The 20,207-nt window shown below is 71.0% G+C and carries 16 protein-coding genes; 10 read left to right on the top strand and 6 right to left on the bottom strand.

Annotation, left to right across the window (positions count from 1 at the left end):
* Window positions 1-5: 5 nt before the first annotated feature.
* A complete protein-coding gene (locus SACCYDRAFT_RS15740) occupies window positions 6-1,553 on the bottom strand; it encodes an alpha/beta hydrolase (protein ID WP_005457575.1) in 1,548 nt (515 codons plus the stop codon).
* Window positions 1,554-1,636: 83 nt separating this feature from the next.
* The gene (locus tag SACCYDRAFT_RS15735; RefSeq protein ID WP_005457574.1) at window positions 1,637-2,419 is read right to left on the bottom strand and encodes a pyrimidine reductase family protein; all 783 of its coding nucleotides are present in this window, start codon (window positions 2,417-2,419) and stop codon (window positions 1,637-1,639) included.
* 56 nt (window positions 2,420-2,475) lie between these two features.
* On the opposite strand from SACCYDRAFT_RS15735, the gene zapE reads away from it, so the two are divergent.
* Complete coding sequence (gene zapE / locus SACCYDRAFT_RS15730; RefSeq protein WP_005457573.1) at window positions 2,476-3,528, top strand: cell division protein ZapE; 1,053 nt, start codon at window positions 2,476-2,478, stop codon at window positions 3,526-3,528.
* On the opposite strand, the gene SACCYDRAFT_RS15725 is transcribed toward zapE, so the two are convergent.
* Both SACCYDRAFT_RS15725 and rocD read right to left on the bottom strand, forming a co-directional pair.
* Window positions 3,470-4,123 (bottom strand): phosphatase PAP2 family protein, encoded by a 654-nt coding sequence (locus tag SACCYDRAFT_RS15725; RefSeq protein WP_005457570.1) that lies wholly within the window; start codon window positions 4,121-4,123, stop codon window positions 3,470-3,472. The genes zapE and SACCYDRAFT_RS15725 overlap by 59 nt on opposite strands.
* Window positions 4,120-5,355: an ornithine--oxo-acid transaminase gene (gene rocD / locus SACCYDRAFT_RS15720; protein WP_005457568.1), complete on the bottom strand. Its 1,236-nt coding sequence runs from the start codon at window positions 5,353-5,355 to the stop codon at window positions 4,120-4,122. The genes SACCYDRAFT_RS15725 and rocD overlap by 4 nt, the downstream gene beginning before the upstream one ends.
* Before the next feature lie 165 nt (window positions 5,356-5,520).
* Here rocD and SACCYDRAFT_RS15715 point away from each other — a divergent pair, with 165 nt between their 5' ends.
* Window positions 5,521-7,614 carry a S9 family peptidase gene (locus SACCYDRAFT_RS15715; RefSeq protein WP_043537328.1) on the top strand — a complete coding sequence of 698 codons (2,094 nt, stop codon included), beginning with the start codon at window positions 5,521-5,523 and terminating at the stop codon, window positions 7,612-7,614.
* Window positions 7,615-7,617: 3 nt separating this feature from the next.
* Here the strand turns inward: SACCYDRAFT_RS15715 and SACCYDRAFT_RS15710 are convergent, their stop codons facing one another.
* Window positions 7,618-10,656 carry a glycoside hydrolase family 3 protein gene (locus tag SACCYDRAFT_RS15710; RefSeq protein ID WP_005457559.1) on the bottom strand — a complete coding sequence of 1,013 codons (3,039 nt, stop codon included), beginning with the start codon at window positions 10,654-10,656 and terminating at the stop codon, window positions 7,618-7,620.
* 232 nt (window positions 10,657-10,888) lie between these two features.
* Between SACCYDRAFT_RS15710 and SACCYDRAFT_RS15705 the strand changes: the two genes are divergently transcribed.
* The 6 genes from SACCYDRAFT_RS15705 (at window position 10,889) to SACCYDRAFT_RS15680 (ending at window position 17,978) form a co-directional block, all read left to right on the top strand.
* Window positions 10,889-11,893 carry a LacI family DNA-binding transcriptional regulator gene (locus tag SACCYDRAFT_RS15705; RefSeq protein ID WP_005457558.1) on the top strand — a complete coding sequence of 335 codons (1,005 nt, stop codon included), beginning with the start codon at window positions 10,889-10,891 and terminating at the stop codon, window positions 11,891-11,893.
* A 95-nt stretch (window positions 11,894-11,988) separates the two neighbouring features.
* The gene (locus SACCYDRAFT_RS15700; RefSeq protein ID WP_005457557.1) at window positions 11,989-13,218 is read left to right on the top strand and encodes a sugar ABC transporter substrate-binding protein; all 1,230 of its coding nucleotides are present in this window, start codon (window positions 11,989-11,991) and stop codon (window positions 13,216-13,218) included.
* A complete protein-coding gene (locus SACCYDRAFT_RS15695) occupies window positions 13,215-14,177 on the top strand; it encodes a carbohydrate ABC transporter permease (protein WP_005457548.1) in 963 nt (320 codons plus the stop codon). The genes SACCYDRAFT_RS15700 and SACCYDRAFT_RS15695 overlap by 4 nt, the downstream gene beginning before the upstream one ends.
* A complete protein-coding gene (locus SACCYDRAFT_RS15690; protein WP_005457545.1) occupies window positions 14,174-15,001 on the top strand; it encodes a carbohydrate ABC transporter permease in 828 nt (275 codons plus the stop codon). Before SACCYDRAFT_RS15695 ends, SACCYDRAFT_RS15690 begins: the two co-directional genes overlap by 4 nt.
* Window positions 15,002-15,026: 25 nt before the next feature.
* Complete coding sequence (locus tag SACCYDRAFT_RS15685; protein ID WP_005457543.1) at window positions 15,027-17,024, top strand: glycoside hydrolase family 31 protein; 1,998 nt, start codon at window positions 15,027-15,029, stop codon at window positions 17,022-17,024.
* A gap of 489 nt (window positions 17,025-17,513) precedes the next feature.
* On the top strand, window positions 17,514-17,978 hold the full coding sequence (locus SACCYDRAFT_RS15680; RefSeq protein ID WP_198284931.1) for a hypothetical protein: 465 nt from the start codon (window positions 17,514-17,516) through the stop codon (window positions 17,976-17,978).
* Between the two features lie 74 nt (window positions 17,979-18,052).
* Here SACCYDRAFT_RS15680 and SACCYDRAFT_RS15675 read toward each other — a convergent pair whose 3' ends face one another.
* Complete coding sequence (locus tag SACCYDRAFT_RS15675) at window positions 18,053-18,634, bottom strand: putative immunity protein (protein WP_005457540.1); 582 nt, start codon at window positions 18,632-18,634, stop codon at window positions 18,053-18,055.
* A 152-nt stretch (window positions 18,635-18,786) separates the two neighbouring features.
* On the opposite strand from SACCYDRAFT_RS15675, the gene SACCYDRAFT_RS15670 reads away from it, so the two are divergent.
* Together SACCYDRAFT_RS15670 and SACCYDRAFT_RS15665 are read left to right on the top strand one after the other, a co-directional pair.
* Window positions 18,787-19,653, top strand: coding sequence for a GNAT family N-acetyltransferase (locus tag SACCYDRAFT_RS15670; RefSeq protein WP_005457538.1), 867 nt, complete (start codon window positions 18,787-18,789; stop codon window positions 19,651-19,653).
* Between the two features lie 94 nt (window positions 19,654-19,747).
* Complete coding sequence (locus SACCYDRAFT_RS15665; RefSeq protein ID WP_005457536.1) at window positions 19,748-20,182, top strand: VOC family protein; 435 nt, start codon at window positions 19,748-19,750, stop codon at window positions 20,180-20,182.
* Window positions 20,183-20,207: the final 25 nt, after the last annotated feature.

Raw genomic sequence — 20,207 nt, 5'->3', positions numbered from 1 at the left:
AGTGGTCACGCGGGGCACAGCGTCCCGTCGCGCGGCACCTCACCGTCCACGAGGAACGCCGTGACCTCCTCGCCGACGCACGGGGAGCCGAGCGCGCCGTGCCCCGCACCCTGCCAGGCCACCCGAACGGCACTGGGGATCTGCTCCGCGGCCCGGATGGTGCCCTTCTCGGGTGTCACCGGGTCGGTCGCGGTGCTCAGCACGAGGATCGGCGGGGCGTCGGGCGACCCGAGCTCCGGCGTCTCCTCCTGGCGGTTCGGCCACGGGCTGCACCACACCAGCCGCTGGGCCAGCACCGGGCCGAACACCGGATGCTCGGTGCCGAACTCGCGGGACACCTCGCGGAGCTGGTCGATCGGGAGCCGGGCGGCGGTGTCGTTGCAGCGGGTCGCGAGCACCCCGTCGGTTCTCGGAACGCCGGGCCCGGTGTCGTCGAGCCACGGTGCGACGAAGGTGAACAGGCGCGTGCCGTCTCCTTCTCGGGCGGCGTCGACGGCGTCGGCGAGCTCCGGCCAGCGCGCGGGCTGGGACAGGCCCGCGAGCACGGCGTGCTGGACGAGCACGGAACTCATCCGGTGCTCACCGGCGCGCAGAGGGGTCGTCCGGGCGTCGTCGGCGAGCTCCGACACGGCCGCGCGGGCGTCGTCGCCCAGAGGGCAGTCGCGGCGGGCGCAGTCGGCGGCGAACTCGTCGAGCGTGGCCTCCGCTCCGGCGGCCACGTCCGCCAGCACGCCCGCCACGTCGGGGGAGGGGTCGGGCACCCCGTCGAGCACGATCCGGCCCGCGTGGGAGGGGAACCGGACCGCGTAGTAGGCGGCGGGGACGGAGCCGTCGCCGTGACCGAGGATGTTGAGCCTGTCGACACCGAGTTGTGCGCGCAGTTCCTCGAGGTCACCCGCCGTGCGCCAGCTGTCGTACGCGGTCTGGACGTCCTCCAGGGTGATCGCGCACTGTTGCCCGGCCGTCCTCGCCGCGTCGAGGAGCGGATCGACCGTGGTGGTCGGGTCATGGGTCAGCAGCGTCTCGCGTTCGGAGTCGGGCACGCAGCGAACCGGGTCGGACGTGCCCGTGCCCCTGCGGTCGACGCCGACGAGGGAGAAGGTCTCCAGTACCTCGTCGGGCAGTGTCTCGGCGAGCCGCACCGCGTACCGGGTGCCCGGTTCCCCGCCGACGTCGTTGAGCACCACCAGGGGGATCCGGCCGTCGCCCACCTTCGTCAGGCCGATCCGGGTGAGGCCGAGCCCGGGAAGGCCCGGCGCGTCGAGCGAGAGAGTGATCCGGGCGCAGGACACCCGTGGTGCGTCGCGGCCGGTGTCGAGGCCGTCCAGCAGGCCGGGATCGCAGTCCTCCCACGCGAGCGACGAGCCCCTCGGCTCGGCGAGGTCGGGCAGCGGCACGTCGGGCGACGCCTCGGTGCTCGGGGACGGGGCGGGAGCGTCCTCGCCCTCGAGCACGGCGGGCCGGGACGACGGTCCTGCCGTGCAGCCCGCCGCGAGTAGCCCGACCAGCGCGGACACGACCAGACGTCGGCGAGCACGACCACGGCGTGGCACGGAACCGGCCCTCACTTCCTGCGGCTGACCTTCCTCGCCGTCAACCTTGGCATGGCGACGGTGAGGCGCTCGTGAGCGGGGTCTCACGAGCGCGGCCGGGCGGCTCTGCGGTAGCGCAGCATGAGGAACCCGTCCTCGTGCAACACCGAGTCGAGCCGCAGCGACCGTGGCACCGGGCTCGGTGTGCCCGCCACGATGCGGCCCGGGCCCGAGCCCGCCAGCAGCGGTGCGACGGTGAGGCAGAGCTGGTCGACGGCGTCGGCCGCGATCAGGGCGGCGAACAGGTGGGGCCCGCCTTCGCAGTTGACGCGCAGCAGGCCCCGCTCGGCCAGCGCCGCGAGTGCGGCTTTCGGGTCGACGGTCTCGGTACCGGCCTCGATGACGTCCACCCCGGCGGCGGACAGGTCGGCCTTGCGGCGGGCCGGCGCCTCGGTGGTCGTGACGACGATCGGGGGCACCGTGGTGTCGGTCACGATCGGATCGTCCGGCGTGAGGCGGCACGAGCCCGTGACCACCGCGATGGGTGGGAGTTCGCTCAGCCCGAGTCGCCGGCGGCGCTCCGTCCGCAGCTCCCGCGCCCGCACCCCGCGGTAGCCCTCGGCCCGCACCGTGCCCGCTCCCACGAGGATCACGTCGGCGAGGTCGCGGCCCAGGGCGAAGACCCGTTTGTCGGCGGGGTGGGACAGGCCTTCGGAGCGGTCCGCAACGGACACGGCGCCGTCCGCCGACGACACGAAGTTGACCTGTACCCACGGGCGGGTGAGCTCGGCCGGGTAGTCGTAGAGGCGTTCGAGTTCCGCGTCGGTGACGGACTCCGACGCCGCGAGGTCGTCCGAGGTGGGCAGAAGCCTGTGCACGACAGTCATCACAACACGGGCCGACCCGCGCGGGCATCACGGGGGCAGCACATACGCTGATCCGTATGCCGACCGAGCAGCTCACCGCGCGCCGTCCCGAGATCGCTCCCGACGAACTGGTCTCGACGCTCGTGCCCCCGCCCCGGTTCGACGGTGTTCGGTTCTCCACCTACGTGCCCAACCCGGCCGAACCCAGTCAGGCCGACGCCGTGACCGCGTGTTCCGCGTTCGCCGAGCGGGTGGGTGACTCCGGTGGCGGTGCGGCGAAGGGATGGCGGGCGCTGTTCGGGCGGGGTCGCAAGCAGACGGAACGGCCCGGCCTCTACCTGGACGGTGGGTTCGGGGTCGGCAAGACCCACCTGCTCGCGTCGGTCTGGCACGCGGTACCCGGTCCCAAGGCCTACGGGACGTTCGTCGAACTGACCCACGTGGTGGGCGCGCTCGGGTTCGGCGAGGCCGTGCGCAGGCTGTCCGGACACCGGCTGCTGGCGATCGACGAGTTCGAGCTCGACGACCCCGGCGACACGATGCTCGTCAACCGGCTGCTGCGGGAGCTGACCGACGCGGGCGTGTTCGTCGCCGCCACCTCCAACACGCTGCCCGACAAACTCGGCGAGGGCCGGTTCGCCGCCGACGACTTCCTGCGCGAGATCCAGTCGCTGTCGGCGAAGTTCGACGTCGTGCGCGTGGACGGACCCGACTACCGGCACCGCGGCCTGCCCGAACCGCCCGAGCCACGCAGCGACGACGAGCTCGTCGCGTCGGCGCGGAGGTGGCCGGGCGCGACGCTGGACGACTTCGACGCCCTCTGCGATCACCTGGCGAGCCTGCACCCCTCCCGCTACGGGAGACTCGTCGACGGGGTGGCGGCCGTGCACCTGCGCGGCGTGCGGCCCGCGAAGGACCAGGCCATCGCACTCCGGTTGGTGGCTTTCGCCGACCGGCTCTACGACCGCGCCATCCCGGTGCTCGTCTCCGGTGGCTCGCTCGGTGAGCTGTTCGACGAGGACATGCTCGCGGGCGGCTACCGCAAGAAGTACCTGAGGGCGGTGAGCAGGCTCACCGCGCTGGCTCGGGACGCCGTGTCCTCGCCCGCCTCACCCGGCGCCCAGGCCTGAGCGACACGTTCCCGAGCAGCGCGACACCCGACACCAGCGACACGGCGGTGGCGGCACCACCCGCGACGTCGGTGACGTAGTGGTAGTCCAGGCCCGCCATGCCGACGGCCGCGCACCCCGTGAGCAGGGTGCCGCCCGCGACCGTGAGCAGGCGGGCACGTCGCAGCCGGACGAGCAGCGCCACCACCGTCACTGCGGCGACCAGGCTGACGGTGTGCCCGCTGGGGTAGGCCAGGTGGTCGTCGTAGTAGCGGCCGAAGGCGGGTTTGAGCACCCAGGTGTTGACCGACACCGCGAGCGCGGGGCCCGTCACGGCGAGGACCACGACCTCGGGGCGTCCTCGGACCAGGCCGAACCCGGCGACGGCCGCGAGAACGGCGAGCACCGCCCAGGGCTCCGTGGGCGCGACGAGCAGCGTCAGCACCCACGCGCCGCCGAACGTGTCGTCGACGCCGCTTTCGAACGCCGCGTCGAACCCGGTGGGCGACCGTTGCCCGGCCACGGCGACGCCGAGCGCGAGGGCGAACGCCCCGCACAGCGCCGCCGTGACGGCCAGCGTCCGAGTGGACGCGACGGCGGGAGAGCCGTCGCTCATCCCCGGCCGACGACCTCGGCGAGCGCGGCCACGCCCCGGTCGAGGTCGGCCTCGGAGATCACCAGTGGGGGAGCCAGGCGCAGCGTGTGCCCGTGGGTCTCCTTGCAGAGCACGCCGCGTTTCATCAGCGCCTCCGACGCCTCGCGGCCGGTGAGACCGTCGGGCGCGAGATCGACCCCCGCCCACAGGCCACGCCCTCGCACCGCCGCGACCCCGTTGCCGAGGAGTTCGGACAGCCGCTCGTGCAGGCGTGCGCCCAGCGAGGTGGAGCGCTGCTGGAACTCGCCCGTGGACAGCAGCCGGACGACGGCGCGACCGAGCGCGCACGCGAGCGGGTTGCCGCCGAAGGTCGACCCGTGTTCGCCGGGGCGCAGCACGCCGAGCACGTCGGCACGCCCGACCACCGCCGAAACCGGCATGATCCCGCCGCCGAGGGCCTTGCCCAGCGTGTACAGGTCGGCGGTGACGCGCTCGTGGTCCAGCGCGAAGATCGTGCCGGTGCGGGCCAGCCCCGACTGGATCTCGTCGGCGATGAGCAGGGCACCCGCCTCGTCACACAGTCTGCGAGCCTCGGCGAGGTAGCCGTCCGGGGGCACGACGACCCCGGCCTCACCCTGGATGGGCTCCAGCAGAACGGCGGCGGTGTGCTCGGTGACGGCCTGCGCCAGCGCCGCCGCGTCGCCGTAGGGCACGACGACGAAGCCGGGCGTGAACGGGCCGAAGTCGGCGCGAGCCTGCTCGTCGGTGGAGAAGGACACGATGGTGGTGGTGCGGCCGTGGAAGTTGGAGCCCGCCACCACGATCTGCGCCTGCTCCTCGGCGACGCCCTTCACCCGGTAGGCCCACTTGCGCGCGACCTTGATGGCGGACTCGACGGCCTCGGCACCGGAGTTCATCGGCAACACCATCTCGGTGCCGGTGAGCTCGGCCAGCTCCCGGCAGAACAGTCCGAGCTGGTCGTGGTGGAAGGCGCGCGACGTCAGCGTCACCCGCCCCAGCTGCTCGACCGCCGCGCGCACCAGCTCGGGGTGGCGGTGGCCGAAGTTCAGCGCCGAGTAGCCCGACAGGAAGTCGAGGTAACGCTCACCCTGCACGTCGGTCACCCACGCGCCCTCGGCCTCGGCGATCACCACGGGCAGCGGGTGGTAGTTGTGCGTGCTCCAGCGCTCGTCGAGGGCGATGTACTCGGCGGCGCTGCTGGTCTCTGCGGACTTGTCGGCGAACGTCGTCATGCGTTCAGACTAGGGCGAAGCCTCCGGCGAAATCATCCGGCAAACATTGCCTGGTGCCGTCTTTCGTTGCGCATTCGAACCCGAACGGACACGGATCGTTGCGTCGGCCACGCGCGGGTGCCGTGGTTGGCACTTCGGGTGTGGCTTCTGCGACAGTGGGACCTCGTGACGGACGATCTCTCATTCCTGCGCCGACAGGCCAGGACCCAGCGATTCACACTGGGCACCCCGAAGAACTTCCGCGTCGCCGGTGACGGTACCCGGCTGCTGTTCCTCCGATCACGGACGGCGACCGATCGGCGCAACGACCTCCTCCACCTCGACCTGCGCACCGGTGAGGAGACGACGGTGGTCGACGCCGCCGCGTTGCTGCCGGGGGAGGAGGACCTGCCCGCCGAGGAGCGGGCCCGCCGCGAGCGTGCGAGGGAGACCTCCGGTGGCGTGGTCGGCTACGCCACCGACGACGCGTTCCGCGTGGTGGCCTTCTCCCTGTCCGGCAAGCTCTACACGGCCGACCTCGATGGCGGCGACGTCCGACTGCTGTTGGACGCCGCCGTGGTGGACCCGCGACCGAACCCGGCAGGAACCCACGTCGCCTACGTCAGTGAGCGCAGGCTGCGCGTGATCGAACTCGCCACGGGCGACGACCGCGCTCTCGTGGACGACGAGGGGCCCGACGTCGCGTGGGGCCTCGCCGAGTTCATCGCCGCCGAGGAGTTGAGCCGCACGCGCGGCTACTGGTGGTCTCCCGACGGCCGGAGCCTGCTCGTGCAGCGCACCGACCGTTCGGAGGTTCCGGTGTGGACCATCGCCGACCCAGCGCGCCCGGACAACCCCGCCACCACCGTGGCCTACCCCGCCGCGGGCACCACCAACGCGTCGGTGTCCCTGTCGTTCCTCGGGCTCGACGGCAGCCGTGTGGACGTCGAACACCTCGACTGGGAGTACCTGGTTGCCGCGCACTGGTCCGCCGCGGGCGACCCGCTCATCGCGGTCGCGCCCCGCGACCAGCGGCGCATCGACGTCTACGCGCTCGATCCCCGCGACGGTTCGGCGCGGCTGCTGCACAGCGAGACCGACGAACGTTGGGTCGAGGTCGTCACGGGCGTGCCCGCGTGGACCACCGACGGCAGGCTCGTGCACGTGGGTGTCCGCGACGACACCTACCGCGTGCTCGTGGACGGCGAGCCGGTGACTCCGCCGGGGCTGCAGGTGCGTTCCGTGCTCGACGTGGGCGACGAGGTGCTGTTCTCCGCCTCCGAGGACGATCCCACGCAGCTCCACGTGTACCGCACGAACGATGGCCGGGTGGAACGACTGTCCGCTGTGGACGGTGTGCACGTCGGGGCGGGAACGGCCGAGGTGACCGTGCTCTCGACGTGGAGTCTCTCCCACAGCGGGCCCAGGGTGTCGGTCCTGCGCGACGGCGAGCACGTCACCGACATCGCGTCGTACCCGATGGACCCCGGACTGGAACCCCGCCCGGTGTGGCTGACGGTCGGTGAGCGTGCGCTGCGGGCGGCGCTCGTGCTGCCCGCGGGCCGGGAGGTGGACGACGGCGGTGAGGCGTTGCCGGTGCTGCTCGACCCCTACGGCGGTCCGCACGCGCAGCGGGTGCTGCAGAGCCGCAACGCGTTCCTCACCCCGCAGTGGCTGGCGGACCAGGGCTTCGCCGTGCTCGTGGCCGACGGCCGTGGCACGCCGGGACGGGGCAACGCGTGGGAGAAGGAGATCCACCACTCCTTCGCCGACGTCACGCTGGCCGACCAGGTGGACGCCCTGCACGCCGTCGCCGAACGGTGTCCCGGCCTGCTCGACCTCGACCGGGTGGCCATCCGGGGCTGGTCGTACGGCGGGTACCTGTCGGCGCTGGCGGTGTTGCGCAGGCCCGACGTCTTCCACGCCGCCGTCGCGGGTGCCCCGGTGACCGACTGGTCCCTGTACGACACCGCCTACACCGAGCGGTACCTGGGGCACCCGGAGGCGGACCCGGACGTCTACGAGCGCAACTCCCTCATCGCCGACGCGCCGTCGCTGCGCAGGCCCCTGCTGATCGTGCACGGCCTCGCCGACGACAACGTGTTCGTCGCTCACGCCCTGCGGCTGTCGGGCGAACTGCTGGCAGCGGGCCGCGACCACACCTTCCTGCCGCTGGTCGGTGCCACCCACATGACCCCGCAGGCCGAGGAGGTCGCCGAGAACCTCATGATGACGCAAGTGCGCTGGCTGAAGCGGCAACTCGGCGTCGAGGCCGGGTAGGGCTCAGCGCAGCAGTCGCAGTGAGGCGAGGATGACCGGTGCGTCGAGGACGAGCACCAGGTCGTGCCTGCCTCGGGCCGGGTCGAGGTCAGCACGTACGGAGGTGTACGTGTACTTCTCGCCCGTCGACGGGACGGACACCGTGCCGAGGACCCGGCCCGAGGCGGGATCGTCGAGCCTCACCTCGATCCGGCCGCTGGCCGCGGCGGGATTCGCCACCCGCACCTCGATTCCCCGGACGCCGCGCCGCAGGTCCACGTCCCGGAACCGGATCCAGGCGCCCGCCTCCGTGGCCTGGACCGAGGTGCCGCGGGTCTTGCTGCGGTCGGTGAGAGTGATGCCCGAGTAGTCGTCGAAGTTCTGCGCGTCCCTCTCGGTGTGCAGGTCGCGGGGCGGGATCCGTTCCCCGACGACGCGCACCGACGAGGTGCCGCGGATGTCCGCCGCCGACGCGCCCACGAGGATGTCGTGCCTGGCCGACTCGACCACCCACTTCTCCCGGGTGACGTCCCAGTGGGCTAGGTCGGCGGCCCGGAGCGGGATGCGCACCGTGGCCGTCTCCCCGGGCTCGAGGTGAACCCTGCGGAAACCTCGCAGTCGCGACCGGGGCTGCGGGTTCCGGGACCGGCGCTGGTGCGTGTACAGCTGGACGACCTCCGCGCCCGCACGCGACCCGGTGTTGGTGACCTCGACCGCGACCGTGATCTCGCCGTCCGAGCGCAGCACGCCGGCACTCACCCTCGGCCTGCCGTAGGCGAACGACGTGTAGGACAGGCCGTGGCCGAACGGGTACAGCGGCGAGCCCTCGAAGAACTGGTAGGTCCGGCGGTGCTTGATCAGGTCGTAGTCGAGGATGTCCGGTAGGTCGTCGGCCGACCGGTACCACGTCTGCGGCAACCTCCCGCTCGGGTTCGCCACACCCACCAGGACGTCGGCCACGGCGTTGCCGGTCTCGGCGCCCGCGTGCGTCGTCCACACGATCGCGGGGACGTGGTCCTGCGCCCACGTGATCGTGGTCGGGTAGCTGTTGTTGAGCACCAGCACGGTGGCCGGGTTGGCGCCGTGCACGGCTTCCAGCAACTCCTGTTGTCTCGGTGCGAGCCCGAGGTCGGTGCGGTCGTCGTCCTCCCTGCCGTTGATGAACGGCATGCTGCCGACCACCACCACAGCCACGTCGGCGTCCCGCGCGGCGCGCCGTGCCTCCTGGACCCCGTCGCGCACGACCTCGCGGGTGAACACGGTGGCCTCGGCCGCCGACGCCGCGGTGACGGTGAGCAGCCCGTCCGCGCCCACCACGACGTAGGTCCGGTCGCCGAACCACGAGTCGTCGGTCTCGTTGCCCGCGTAGCGCAGTACGTGGCCGTCACCGTGGGGGACGAGGCTGAACTGCTGCTGAACGAACCAGCTGTGAGGCTGTTCGGAGTCGTTCACGAGCGTGCGGTCGGGGCCGAACGAGACGTAACGGCCGCCTGCCACCGCGCGCAGCGTCACGGTGCCCTCGCCCCAGTCGAACACGTCGAAGTGCGTGTTCTCGGCAGCCGAGCCGACCGTGGCCCTCAGCGCACCGGGCTCGGCTGTAGCGGTGACGTGGCGGCCGTCGGCGGTGCGCAGAGCGATGCGGTCGGCGCCCTCCTCGTGCACGACCTCCGCGTCGCCCAGCCGGTCGCTGAGCCCGTCCAGGACCGTGACGCGGTAGGGCAGCGCACCGGAGTACCAGTCGGTGTAGAGGGTGTTCGCCAGCGGACCGAGCACCGCCGCACGACGGATGCGCTTGGCGTCGAGCGGCAGCGTGGCGTCGGCGTTCTTGAGCAGGACCACGGCCTGCGTCGCGGCCTCGCGGTTGACCGCACGGTGCTCGGGACCGTCGATGACGTCCTCGCCGATACCCGAGTGAGGCCCGCCGTCGGGGTCGAACTCGCCGAGCCGGAACCGCAGACTCAGGATGTTCCGCACCGCCTTGTCCACATCGGACTCCACGAGCAGGCCCCGCTCCAGTGCCGCCCTGACGGCTTCGACGGTGGGACCGGCGTTGGTGTCGTCGACGGTGAAGCTGTCGAGTCCGCACTTCAGCACGGCTGCGTCGGCCTCGGCCTGTGTCGCGTAGTAGCCCTGGCTTCCGGTGAGGTTGTTCGGACCGCCCGCGTCGGTGACGTTGCACAGCGGCCGCTCGGTCCACGTGCGCACCACGTCGTCGTAGTCGTGGTGCGCCGAGGCGGGACGACCGTTGACGAGGTTGTAGCTCGACATGACCCCCGTGGCGGCGTCGGCCGACAGCGCGGCGCGGAACGCGGCCTCGTAGTACTCCCGTTTGACCCGAGGCGGCACCATCGACGACGTCGTGTCGCGCCGGATCTCGTTGTTGTAGGCCAGGTAGTGCTTGAGCACGGGGGCCGCGCGCAACCGGTCGGGGTCGTCGCCCTGGATGCCGTGGCCGTACGCGATCGCGATCGTCGCGGTCAGGTGCGGGTCCTCCGAGTACCCCTCCTCGTTGCGGCCCCAGCGAGGATCACGCAGCAGGTTCACCACAGGGGCCCACAGTTGCAGGCCCCAGAGCTCGGGACGGCGGGAGTGGAAGGCACGCGCCTCCACGCCCACGACCTCGCCGACCCTGCGGACGAGATCCGGATTCCAGGTGCTGGCCAGTCCCACCGACTGTGGGAACACCGTCGAGGTCGCCGTCACCACGGCACCGCCGTCGTCGAAGTCGGTCGACCAGGCGACGCCGTGGAGTGCCTCGGTGCCCGTCTTGAACCGGCCGACGCCCAGGCGCGGAATCGCGGGCTGGTACTGGTGCAGCAGCGCGATCTTCTCGTCGAGGGTCAGCCGGGAGAGCAGGTCCTCGACCCGGACGGCCAACGGCAGGGACGGATCACGGAACCGGAGGGCGCGCGACGCCGTGGTGGGGGCCGCGGCGGCAGAGGCGTGAGCAGGCAGGGACGAGGCCAGAACAGGAGTCACGGCCGCGCCGGCCGCGATGGCGAGCACCCGGCGGCGGGACAGGGAAGAGGATCCGGTGCTCGGGTTCGGGGAATGCGGGCGCATGGGGAAGGGCCACCTCCATGTCGAAGCGTTTCGACAAATGTGCGACGTTGCCACTGAGGTAGAGCGCGGTGCAGCGGACTATGCCACCGCACGCTCGTGTCGGTCAACCGTCGAATGTATTGGTGAGAAACGAAAAAGAGGCAGTGATCCTTGTGTGCGGGTTGACAGGTGCTCTACGGTCTAATCGCTCGACCGAGTCGATGCGCTTCGACTGCGGAGTGGGAGGCCGCAGATGGTGACCATCGCCGACGTCGCCCGTGACGCGGGTGTGTCCGCGAGCACCGTGTCCTACGTGCTGTCCGGTAAGCGGTCGATCTCCGCGGAGACACGGCGTCGGGTGGAGGCCAGCATCCGCAGGCTCGGTTACCACCCACACGCCGGGGCCAGGGCGCTGGCCAGCAGCCGGACGAACGTGCTCGCACTCGTGATGCCGTTGCGCACCGACATCGACGTGCCCGTGGTGATGCGGTTCGTGACCTCGGTGGTCACGGCGGCCAGGGAGCACGACCACGACGTGCTGCTGCTGACCAACGACGAGGGGCCGCAGGGGCTGCGCCGCGTCGCGGCGTCCGCCATCGCCGACGCGATCCTCGTGATGGACGTCGAGGCCGACGAGCCGAGGATTCCCGTGCTGCGGTCGCTGTTGCGGCCCGCCGTGCTCATCGGCGTGCCCGACGATCCGGAGGACCTGTCCTGTGTGGACCTGGACTTCCATGCGGCCGCTGCCCGCTGTGTGCACCACCTCGCGGACCTCGGGCACACCGACGTGGCGCTCGTCGGCCCTTCGCCCACCGTGTACGAGCGGGGCACGAGCTTCGCGGGTCGCTTCCTGCACGGGTTCGACGGCGCGGTGCGGGAACGCGGGCTGCGAGGCGGGACGTACCCGTGCCCGCCCTCCCACGAGGCGGCGCGGGCGTGCCTGGACGAGGTCCTGACACGACAGCCGGACGTGACGGGCATCGTGGTGCACAACGAGGCGGCGCTCGGCACCGTGCTCTCCGAACTCGACCGACGCGGCAGGAAGGTCCCCGAGGACGTCTCCGTGGTGGCCGTGTGCCCCGAGGACATGGCCGACGGTTTCGCGGTACCGCTGACGGCGGTGCCCATCCCCTCCGACGAGGTGGGCCGCATCGCGGTGGAGATGGTGCTCCGGCAGCTCCAGGGCGACGCCGCGCCCGAGGTGCGCCTGCTCTCGCCCCGATTGCGTGAGGGCGGCAGCACGGCACCACGCCGATAGGACCCGTTCGAAAGGCACAGGGCACGTCGAGGACAACTGAATCGAAGCGCTTCGACGAGGCCTGGGAAGCGCGTATCCTCCCGAAGGAGTGACGAATGAGCAGAGTGGCTCGACAACTGATGGCCGGAGGCGTCGCCGCGAGTGCGTTGCTGGTGACCACGGCGTGCGGCCCGGCCGCGGGGCCGACGTCGTCCGAGCCGGCGACCGGGATCACGGTCCTCGACTACTACTCCGACCAGCAGGGCAGTGCCGCGTGGCAGCGGATCCTCGACACCTGCGCGGAGCAGACCGGCATCGACGTGCAGCGGCAGACGGTGCCCACGGACCAGATGTTGCCCAAGATCCTCAAGGACGCTAGTTCGCGCACGCTGGCCGACCTCGTCTTCCTCGACAACCCGACCCTCCAGCAGGTCGCCAGCACGGGCGCCCTCACGCCGGTGACCGACTACGGCATTCCCACGCGGGGCTACTACGACAGCATCCTGGAGGCGGGCACGTACGAGGGCGAGATCTACGGCCTCTCGCCGGGGGTGAACAACCTCGCGCTGTTCTACAACAAGGAGGTGTTCGCCGAGGCAGGGCTGGAACCACCCACCACATGGGAGGAGCTGGCCGACGCGGCGCGGGAGCTGTCGGGTGGCGACCGCTACGGCCTCGCCTTCTCCGCCATCCCGTCCGAGGAGGGCACGTGGCAGTTCCTGCCGTTCTTCTGGAGCAACGGCGCCGAACTATCCGCTCTGGACTCCGACGCCGCCGTCGAGGCCCTGGAGTTCGTGGTCTCGCTCGTGGAGTCGGGCGGAGCGTCCGAGTCGGTGGTGAACTGGAACCAGAACGACGTCGCCGACCAGTTCGTCGCGGGCAACGCCGCCATGATGGTCAACGGCTCGTGGAACCTCGCACGGTTGGACGAGGAGGGGCCCGAGTACGGCGTCGTTCCCGTCCCGGTTCCCGAGGAAGGCGCCGAACCGGTGGTGGCGCTCGGCGGTGAGGTCGGGGTCATCCCCGCCACCGGGCCGGGACGCCAGGAGTCGGCGGCGAAGGTGCTGTCGTGCATCCTCTCCGAGGACAACATGCTGGCCTGGGACGCCGCGCACGCCTACGTGCCGTCCCGGGGTTCGGTGGGGGAGACGTTCGTCGAGCGGCATCCCGAGATGGAGCCGTTCGTTCGCCAGGTGGAGACGGCCCGGTCGCGCACCGCGGAACTGGGCGAGGAGTACCCCGCCGTCTCCCAGGGACTCGCGAGGGCGCTTCAGGCGGCGCTGACCGGTGAGCAGTCCCCGAGGGAGGCGTTGCGGCAGGCACAGGAACAGGCCGGCCCGCGATGAGTACCGCCGTCGCGACTCCCGCCCGGACGCCGGAGGTGACCCGGCCCCGGCGGCAGCGTTCCCGGCGCTCGCGCGAACGCCTCGCGGCACTGCTCTTCCTGCTGCCAGCCGTGGTGTACGTCGGGTTGTTCTTCGGGTTCCCGCTGGTGAACAACGTGGCGATGAGCCTGCGCGAATACTCCGTCCGCTCGTTCTACACGGGAGAGGCGCCGTTCGTCGGCTGGGACAACTACCTCGCGGTGGTCCGGCACCCGTTGTTCGGCGAGGCGGTGCTCAACACCGTGCTGTTCACGGTGTTCTCGATCGCCTTCCAGTTCGGGATCGGCCTGGCACTCGCGCTGTTCTTCAACGGCCGCTTCCCGGGAAGCGGCCTGCTGCGGTCGCTGCTCCTGCTGCCCTGGCTGCTGCCGCTGGTGGTCAGCGGCGCGGTGTGGCGGTGGATGCTCGACAAGGACCACGGCGTCATCAACGCCGCACTGCGGGCGGTGGGGCTGGCCGACGAGGGCGCGCCGTGGCTCACCGACCCCGGCTGGGCACTACCGGCGGTGATCATCGTGAACATCTGGATCGGCATCCCATTCAACCTGGTGATCCTGCACGGCGGGTTGAAGGCGGTACCGAAGTCGTTGTCCGAGGCGGCGGAGCTGGACGGAGCCGGGGCGTGGCAGCGGTTCCGGCACGTCACCTGGCCCATGCTGCGCCCGGTGACGGCGGTGGTGCTGATGCTCGGCCTCGTCTACACGATCAAGGTGTTCGACGTGATCATGGTGGTCACCGGGGGCGGGCCCGCCGACGCGACGCAGACGTTGACGACCTGGTCCTACCAATTGTCGTTCGACGGCCAGTTCGTGTTCGGTCAGGGTGCGGCGGTGGGCAACCTGCTGGTGCTCGTGGCGACCGTGTTCGGCCTGCTCTACCTGCGGTCGGCCCGGTCGACGATCGCGGAGGCGGGCCGATGAGAACACGTGGAAACGCACGGCGTTGGGCGCGCACGGGCCTCGGCGTGGTGATCGTCGTGGTGCTGCTGTTCCCCTTCTACTGGATGATCAACGCGTCCTTGCAGCCCAGCGGGGCGCTCCTGGACTCCTCGCCGAGCTGGTTCCCCGTGCACGGCACCGCCGACGGGTACGTGAAGGCGTTCTCGAGTCAGGGTGAACACCTGCTGGCGAGTCTCGTCGTGGCCACGGGAACCGTCGTGGTGTCGCTGCTCGTCGCGCTGCCCGCGTCGTACGCGTTGGCGCAGTTACGCTTCCGCGGCGCCCAGCCGGTGATCTTCGTCCTGCTCATCGTGCAGATGATCCCGGGCATCGTGATGGCGAACGCGCTGTACGAGATGTTCGCCAACCTGGGGCTCATCGACAGCTACCTCGCCCTGATCCTCGCCGACTCGACGGCGACGATCCCCTTCGCGGTTCTCGTACTGAGGGCCTTCATGGTGTCGATCCCGCGCGAACTCGGCGAGGCCGCGCGGGTCGACGGTGCGGGGCACTGGCGCACGTTCGTCTCCGTGATCGTGCCGATCAGCCGTAACGCGACGGTGACGGCGGGACTGTTCTCGTTCCTGTTCGCGTGGGCGGACTTCCTGTTCGCCGTCACGCTGACCACCGGCCGGTCGTTCGAGCCGATCACCGTGGGCATCTACCGCTTCATCGGCAACCAGAGCGCCGACTGGAACGCCGTGCTCGCCACCGCCGTACTGGCCTCGGTCCCCGCCGCCGTCCTGCTCGTCATCGCGCAGCGGTACGTGGTCGCGGGCGTCACGGGCGGCGCGATCAAGGAATGACGCCTACTCGACAAGGGAGACAAGCATGATCGAAAGCCGGAACGGTGGGCAGGTACTCGAGGTCCGGGTGCGTCACGAGGTCCTGCGGATCGAGCCGTGGGGACCCGACAGCCTGCGGGTGCGCGTCGGGCAGCACCGGATCGTCGAGGACGTGCCTGGAGCGCTCGTCGAGCCGAAGCCCGCCCAGCCCACCGTGTGGGTCGGGGAGGCGTCGGGACGTATCACCAACGGCGCGCTGACGGCCGTGGTCGAGAAGGTGCCCACCGACACCGGTGTCGTCGCGTTGGTGCGGTTCGAACGCAGCGACACCGGGGAGGAACTGCTCGCCGAGCAGCAGGCCCACTTCTGGTGGCCGGGTGCGCGCGTGTTCCAGGCCCACGGCGGTGGCTACGCGCGGCTGGAGCAGCGGTTCGCCGCCTACGACGGTGAGCGTCTCTTCGGGCTGGGCCAGCACTCCCACGGCAGGCTCGACCAGAAGGGCATGGTGCTCGACCTCGTGCAGCGCAACGCCGAGGTGTCGATCCCGTTCCTCGTGTCCAGCCGAGGCTACGGCCTGCTGTGGAACATGCCCGGAGTGGGCCGGGTCGAGTTGGCCGAGAACGGCACCCGGTGGGTCGCCGACAGCGCTCGCCAGATCGACTACTGGGTCACGACGGGTGACGGGCCCGCCGACGTGCTCGCGCACTACGCCGACGCCACGGGCCACCCGCCCGTGCTGCCGGAGTGGGCCACCGGCTTCTGGCAGTCGAAACTGCGCTACCGAAACCAGGAGGAGCTGCTGGAGGTGGCCAGGGAACACCGGCGCAGGGGGTTGCCGCTGTCGGTGATCGTGGTCGACTTCTTCCACTGGACCCACCTCGGCGACTGGCGCTTCGACCCCGCCGACTGGCCCGACCCCGAGGCCATGATCGCCGAACTCGACGAGCTCGGGGTGAAGCTGCTGGTGTCGGTGTGGCCGTCGGTCAGCCCCCTGAGCGAGAACTACCCGACGATGCGGGACGCTGGGTTGCTCGTCGGCACCGAACGCGGCGTGCCCCTGCACGCGCCGTGGCACGACAAGGGCATGGGCGCGGAGATGCCCGTCGCGTTCTACGACCCCACCGAGCCCGCCGCCCGCGAGTTCGTGTGGAAGACCGCCAAGCGGAACTACTTCGACCTCGGGATCCGGGCGTTCTGGCTGGACGGCTGCGAACCCGAGCTGCAGCCGGGACACCCGCACAACCTCAGTTTCGCGGCCGGACCGGGCACCGAGGTGGCGTGCCTGTATCCGAGGGAGAACGCCCGCACGTTCTTCGAGGGGGCGCGCGTCGAGGGCGAGGACGTGGTGCTGCTGTGCCGATCGGCGTGGGCGGGCAGCCAGCGTTACGGCGCGGCCGTCTGGTCCGGCGATATCCCACCGACGTGGGAGTCACTGCGGGCCCAGGTGCGCGCGGGGCTGAACATCGCGTTGTCCGGCATCCCGTGGTGGACCACCGACATCGGTGGGTTCCACGGTGGCGATCCGGACTCGCCGGAGTACCGGGAACTGCTCGTGCGGTGGTTCTCCTACGGTGCCTTCTGTCCGCTGTTCCGCCTGCACGGGGTGCGTGAGCCTCGCATGCCGTTCGGCCCCGACATGACCGGCGGGCCGAACGAGGTGTGGTCGTACGGCGAGGAGGTGCTGGAGCACCTCACCCGCACGTTGGCCCTGCGGGAGCGGCTGCGGCCGTACCTCGCGGAGCAGATGCGCGTGGCACACGAGACCGGGGTGCCGCCGATGCGGCCGTTGTTCGTGGACCACCCGAGCGACGCGCGGACGTGGGAGGTCGACGACCAGTTCCTGCTCGGCCCCGACGTGCTGGTGGCTCCCGTGCTGGAGGCGGGCGCCCGCTCCAGGGAGGTGTACCTGCCGGAGGGGGCGGCCTGGACCGACGCCTGGACGGGGAAGGAGCACGAGGGCGGCACCACGGTGCGGGCCGACGCGCCTCTCGACCGCATCCCGGTCTTTCTGCGCGACGGTGCCCCGGTCCCGGTGGCCGGCTGAAACCTCACGCCGTGTCCGCAGTTCCTGCACACGTGTCCGCCGTCGCGGGGTACGGACACGATAGGACGGGCCGAGGTGGTCGTCGCGGTTCGGCCGTCGAGCACGCGCATCGGCGCCTCATCGAGCCCGCTCGACTCACGCCGCGAGCCGGTGAGTCGGTGACGTCGTCGACCCCGCGACTACGCTCAGCCGACCGGCCTCGGGCCGGTACGCGTGACTCGCAGTCGTAGCCAGTGCCTGGCCCGGTCACCGTCCCCGTCCCGATGTGGTGGGGAGGGGAGCGACCGGGTCGGGCAGCACTCGTCGGCGTGCGATGATCGTGCTGCCCGAAACCGGCGTCCAGGCCGCCTGAGGCTCGACGAGCCGAATCGCAGGAGTAAGGGGCGCCTCCCAGGTGAGGCGCTCGGTCCGCGTGTGCTTACTTCAGCACCGGACCCGGTGCCTGTGGTGGTGCCGAAGGAGAGGCAGGCAGCGATGAGACACGTCAGGGTGGAGAGCACCAGCACCGGCAACTTCCTCGACCCTGCCGCATATCTTGCTCTGTTGCCCACGCTGGCCGGTGCTCTTCCGTCTGGCGCGCGGGCATTCGCCACCGATCCCGACCATTACGACTTCTTCGGCCGGAGGTGTGTGAAGGACCTGGAGCCCGCCACGCTGCAGCGCGGAGAAGCCGACGGCGAAAGTTGGCTCCGCCTCGGCTTCCGTCACAACTGTTGGAAGCACGAGGAGGACTTGAGCATCCGCTACGTCGGTGTCAGCAGTCTCAGCCTCGACCCGGTCGACACCTCCGACTGGACCAGCTTCCGTGCGGTCACGCTAGACGAGATCCTGCCCCACGAGCACGGTTGCAGCCACGAGATCGGCTTCCTCGGTGGATCGCTCACTGTGGTCGGTCGTGATTTGACCGCGACCTGGACCGAGGCCGAGTGTCCGAACAGGCGGCCGGGGAGCTGATCTCGTCGCTTCGGTTGTCACCAGCCGGGCCGTGACCATCGTGTGCAGGACGAAAACACGGTGTCGTGGGGGACTCAGTCGGGCACGACCTGAGGACTCACTTCGCCTCCCTGCCGCAACGACGTGTCCAGGCTCCGCAACAGCTCTCCCACACGGCCGCGACCACCCGGGGCGTTCGGGTAGCGCGTCAGGACGCTCACCACGACGGGGCCGGCCAGAGCCCGTGCCTTCTCGATGTAGTCGGCACCGACGTGGTGGTCCTCGCCGGCATCGAACTCGAACGCTCGAGCCGCGTGGGCGGCGGAGCCGAGGATGTGCAGCACCTGTGTGGCTTTCGCCAGCGGATGGAGGAACGCCGCACTGGCCGCGGCGACGGCAGCGCGCGCGGCGTCGCTCGCCGCGGTCTGTCCCGCGTCGCGGGTCTGTTGAAACGCCCGGTGCGCCGCCCACGCGGTGTCACGGATCACCTTGGTCCGCCTGGCTCCCTCCGCGAACGCCCGCGCGGCGTCGACCGCGGCCCGTGGGCGCCGATCCTCGGGGTGTTCCCGCTCGAAGATCGCCAGTGCGGGTTCCGCGCAGGCCACGGCGTAACCCGTGACCTCGCGCAACTCGGCCATGCTCAGTTCCAGCGTCGGACTTCTGTCCACTCCGGTCATGACCTCGACGGTATCGTTGAACGATCGGTGGAAACTTCTCAGAGATCCGGGCAGGTCGGACAGGGAGAACCCTCAAGCCGGGTACGTCGCCGACGCCGCACGAGCCGGAAAACCGGTTGCGGACGGACGGCGTGGTGAGGTGGGCTCGGGCCATGGCGATCGTGCTGGGCAAGCCGGGGGTCGACGGGCTGAGCGAGGCTGTGGGTGTACTGCGGGAGTGGCAGCACGACGGGGCTCCGTGGCAACTGCATCCGGGAGATCTGGGGTGGTTCCACCGGTTCGGTGCGGAGGCGACGGCCGCGGCGGTCCGGACGTGGAGCCGGGACGGCCGGATCCTCGCCGTCGGGTTGCTGGATGGTCCCGGGCTGGTGCGGCTGACGATCGCGCCGGACGCCCGTCGGGACGAGGAGTTGGCGCGGCGGCTGGCAGGGGACCTGACCGAGCCGGAGCGCGGCGTGCTGGGCGAGGGGAGGGTGGCGGTCGAGTCCCCGGTGGGTGCCCTGGTCCAGGACCTGCTGTCCGAGCACGGCTGGCACTTCGACGAGCCGTGGACGCCGCTGCGCCGCGACCTCAGGGAGCCGGTGAAGGACCCGGGCGTGCGGGTCGAGATGATCGGACCGGAGCAGGCCTCGGTGTGGACGGCCGTGCTGCGGGCATCGTTCGAGGGGTCGACGTTCACGGACGAGCGCTGGCACGCGATGGCGGCCGGACCGCCGTACGCCGACGCCCGGTGCCTGGCCGCGTACGACGACCAGGGCGACGCGGTGGCGGTGGTGACGGTGTGGTCGGCCGGTCCGGGGAAGCCCGGGTTGCTGGAGCCGATGGGTGTGCACCGGGACCATCGAGGGCACGGCTACGGCAAGGCGATCACCCTCGCTGCGGCGGCCGCACTCCGGGAGCTGGGTTCGTCGAGCGCGATCGTGTACACCCCGAGCTCCAACGTCGGCGCCGTCGCCACCTACGAGTCGGCAGGCTTCCAGCGGCTCCCCGAGGTCCGGGACCAGTGCCGGGACGGCTAGGGCACGTCACCAGCTCATGCCGCGCGGGAACCCACCCTACGCGGCGACGAAAAACCGGTTCTCTGGGAACAGCACGCGTCACTACGGTGGCCCGATGACGTCGATCAAGCAGTTCCAGGTCACCTTCGACTGCGCGGAACCCGAGCGCCTCGCCCGGTTCTGGTGCGAGGTGCTCGGATACGTCGTGCCGCCACCGCCGGAGGGGTTCGCCACCTGGGACGATTTCGATCGCTCGCTGCCGCCTGAGCGTCAGGGTTCGTCGTTCTTCTGCGTCGATCCCTCGGGTGTGGGCCCGCGACTGTACTTCCAGCGCGTTCCCGAGGACAAGGTCGTCAAGAACCGGGTGCATCTCTGCGTGCGGGTCGGCACCGGGCTCGTGGGCGAGGAACGCCTCGCCGCACTCGAGGCCGAGTGCGCGCGGCTGGTCCCGCTCGGCGCGGTCCGCGTGCGACTCCTGCGTGCCGATGGCGTCAACGAGTCGTGCCTCGTGATGCAGGACATCGAGGGCAACGAGTTCTGTCTCGACTGAGAGGCCGCACACGCATCCTCCGATG

The organism is Saccharomonospora cyanea NA-134 (assembly GCF_000244975.1).
GTDB lineage: Bacteria > Actinomycetota > Actinomycetes > Mycobacteriales > Pseudonocardiaceae > Saccharomonospora > Saccharomonospora cyanea.
Note: the sequence above shows the minus strand (reverse complement) of the source record. Positions and strands in the feature narration are given on the sequence as shown.

Bases quoted from the DNA above. Each gene is read 5' to 3' on its own strand.
- SACCYDRAFT_RS15735 (WP_005457574.1), bottom strand. From the start codon at position 2,419: ATGACTGTCGTGCACAGGCTTCTGCCCACCTCGGACGACCTCGCGGCG.
- zapE (WP_005457573.1), top strand. From the start codon at position 2,476: ATGCCGACCGAGCAGCTCACCGCGCGCCGTCCCGAGATCGCTCCCGAC.
- SACCYDRAFT_RS15725 (WP_005457570.1), bottom strand. From the start codon at position 4,123: ATGAGCGACGGCTCTCCCGCCGTCGCGTCCACTCGGACGCTGGCCGTC.
- rocD (WP_005457568.1), bottom strand. From the start codon at position 5,355: ATGACGACGTTCGCCGACAAGTCCGCAGAGACCAGCAGCGCCGCCGAG.
- SACCYDRAFT_RS15710 (WP_005457559.1), bottom strand. From the start codon at position 10,656: ATGCGCCCGCATTCCCCGAACCCGAGCACCGGATCCTCTTCCCTGTCC.
- SACCYDRAFT_RS15705 (WP_005457558.1), top strand. From the start codon at position 10,889: ATGGTGACCATCGCCGACGTCGCCCGTGACGCGGGTGTGTCCGCGAGC.
- SACCYDRAFT_RS15700 (WP_005457557.1), top strand. From the start codon at position 11,989: ATGAGCAGAGTGGCTCGACAACTGATGGCCGGAGGCGTCGCCGCGAGT.
- SACCYDRAFT_RS15695 (WP_005457548.1), top strand. From the start codon at position 13,215: ATGAGTACCGCCGTCGCGACTCCCGCCCGGACGCCGGAGGTGACCCGG.
- SACCYDRAFT_RS15690 (WP_005457545.1), top strand. From the start codon at position 14,174: ATGAGAACACGTGGAAACGCACGGCGTTGGGCGCGCACGGGCCTCGGC.
- SACCYDRAFT_RS15685 (WP_005457543.1), top strand. From the start codon at position 15,027: ATGATCGAAAGCCGGAACGGTGGGCAGGTACTCGAGGTCCGGGTGCGT.
- SACCYDRAFT_RS15675 (WP_005457540.1), bottom strand. From the start codon at position 18,634: ATGACCGGAGTGGACAGAAGTCCGACGCTGGAACTGAGCATGGCCGAG.
- SACCYDRAFT_RS15670 (WP_005457538.1), top strand. From the start codon at position 18,787: ATGGCGATCGTGCTGGGCAAGCCGGGGGTCGACGGGCTGAGCGAGGCT.
- SACCYDRAFT_RS15665 (WP_005457536.1), top strand. From the start codon at position 19,748: ATGACGTCGATCAAGCAGTTCCAGGTCACCTTCGACTGCGCGGAACCC.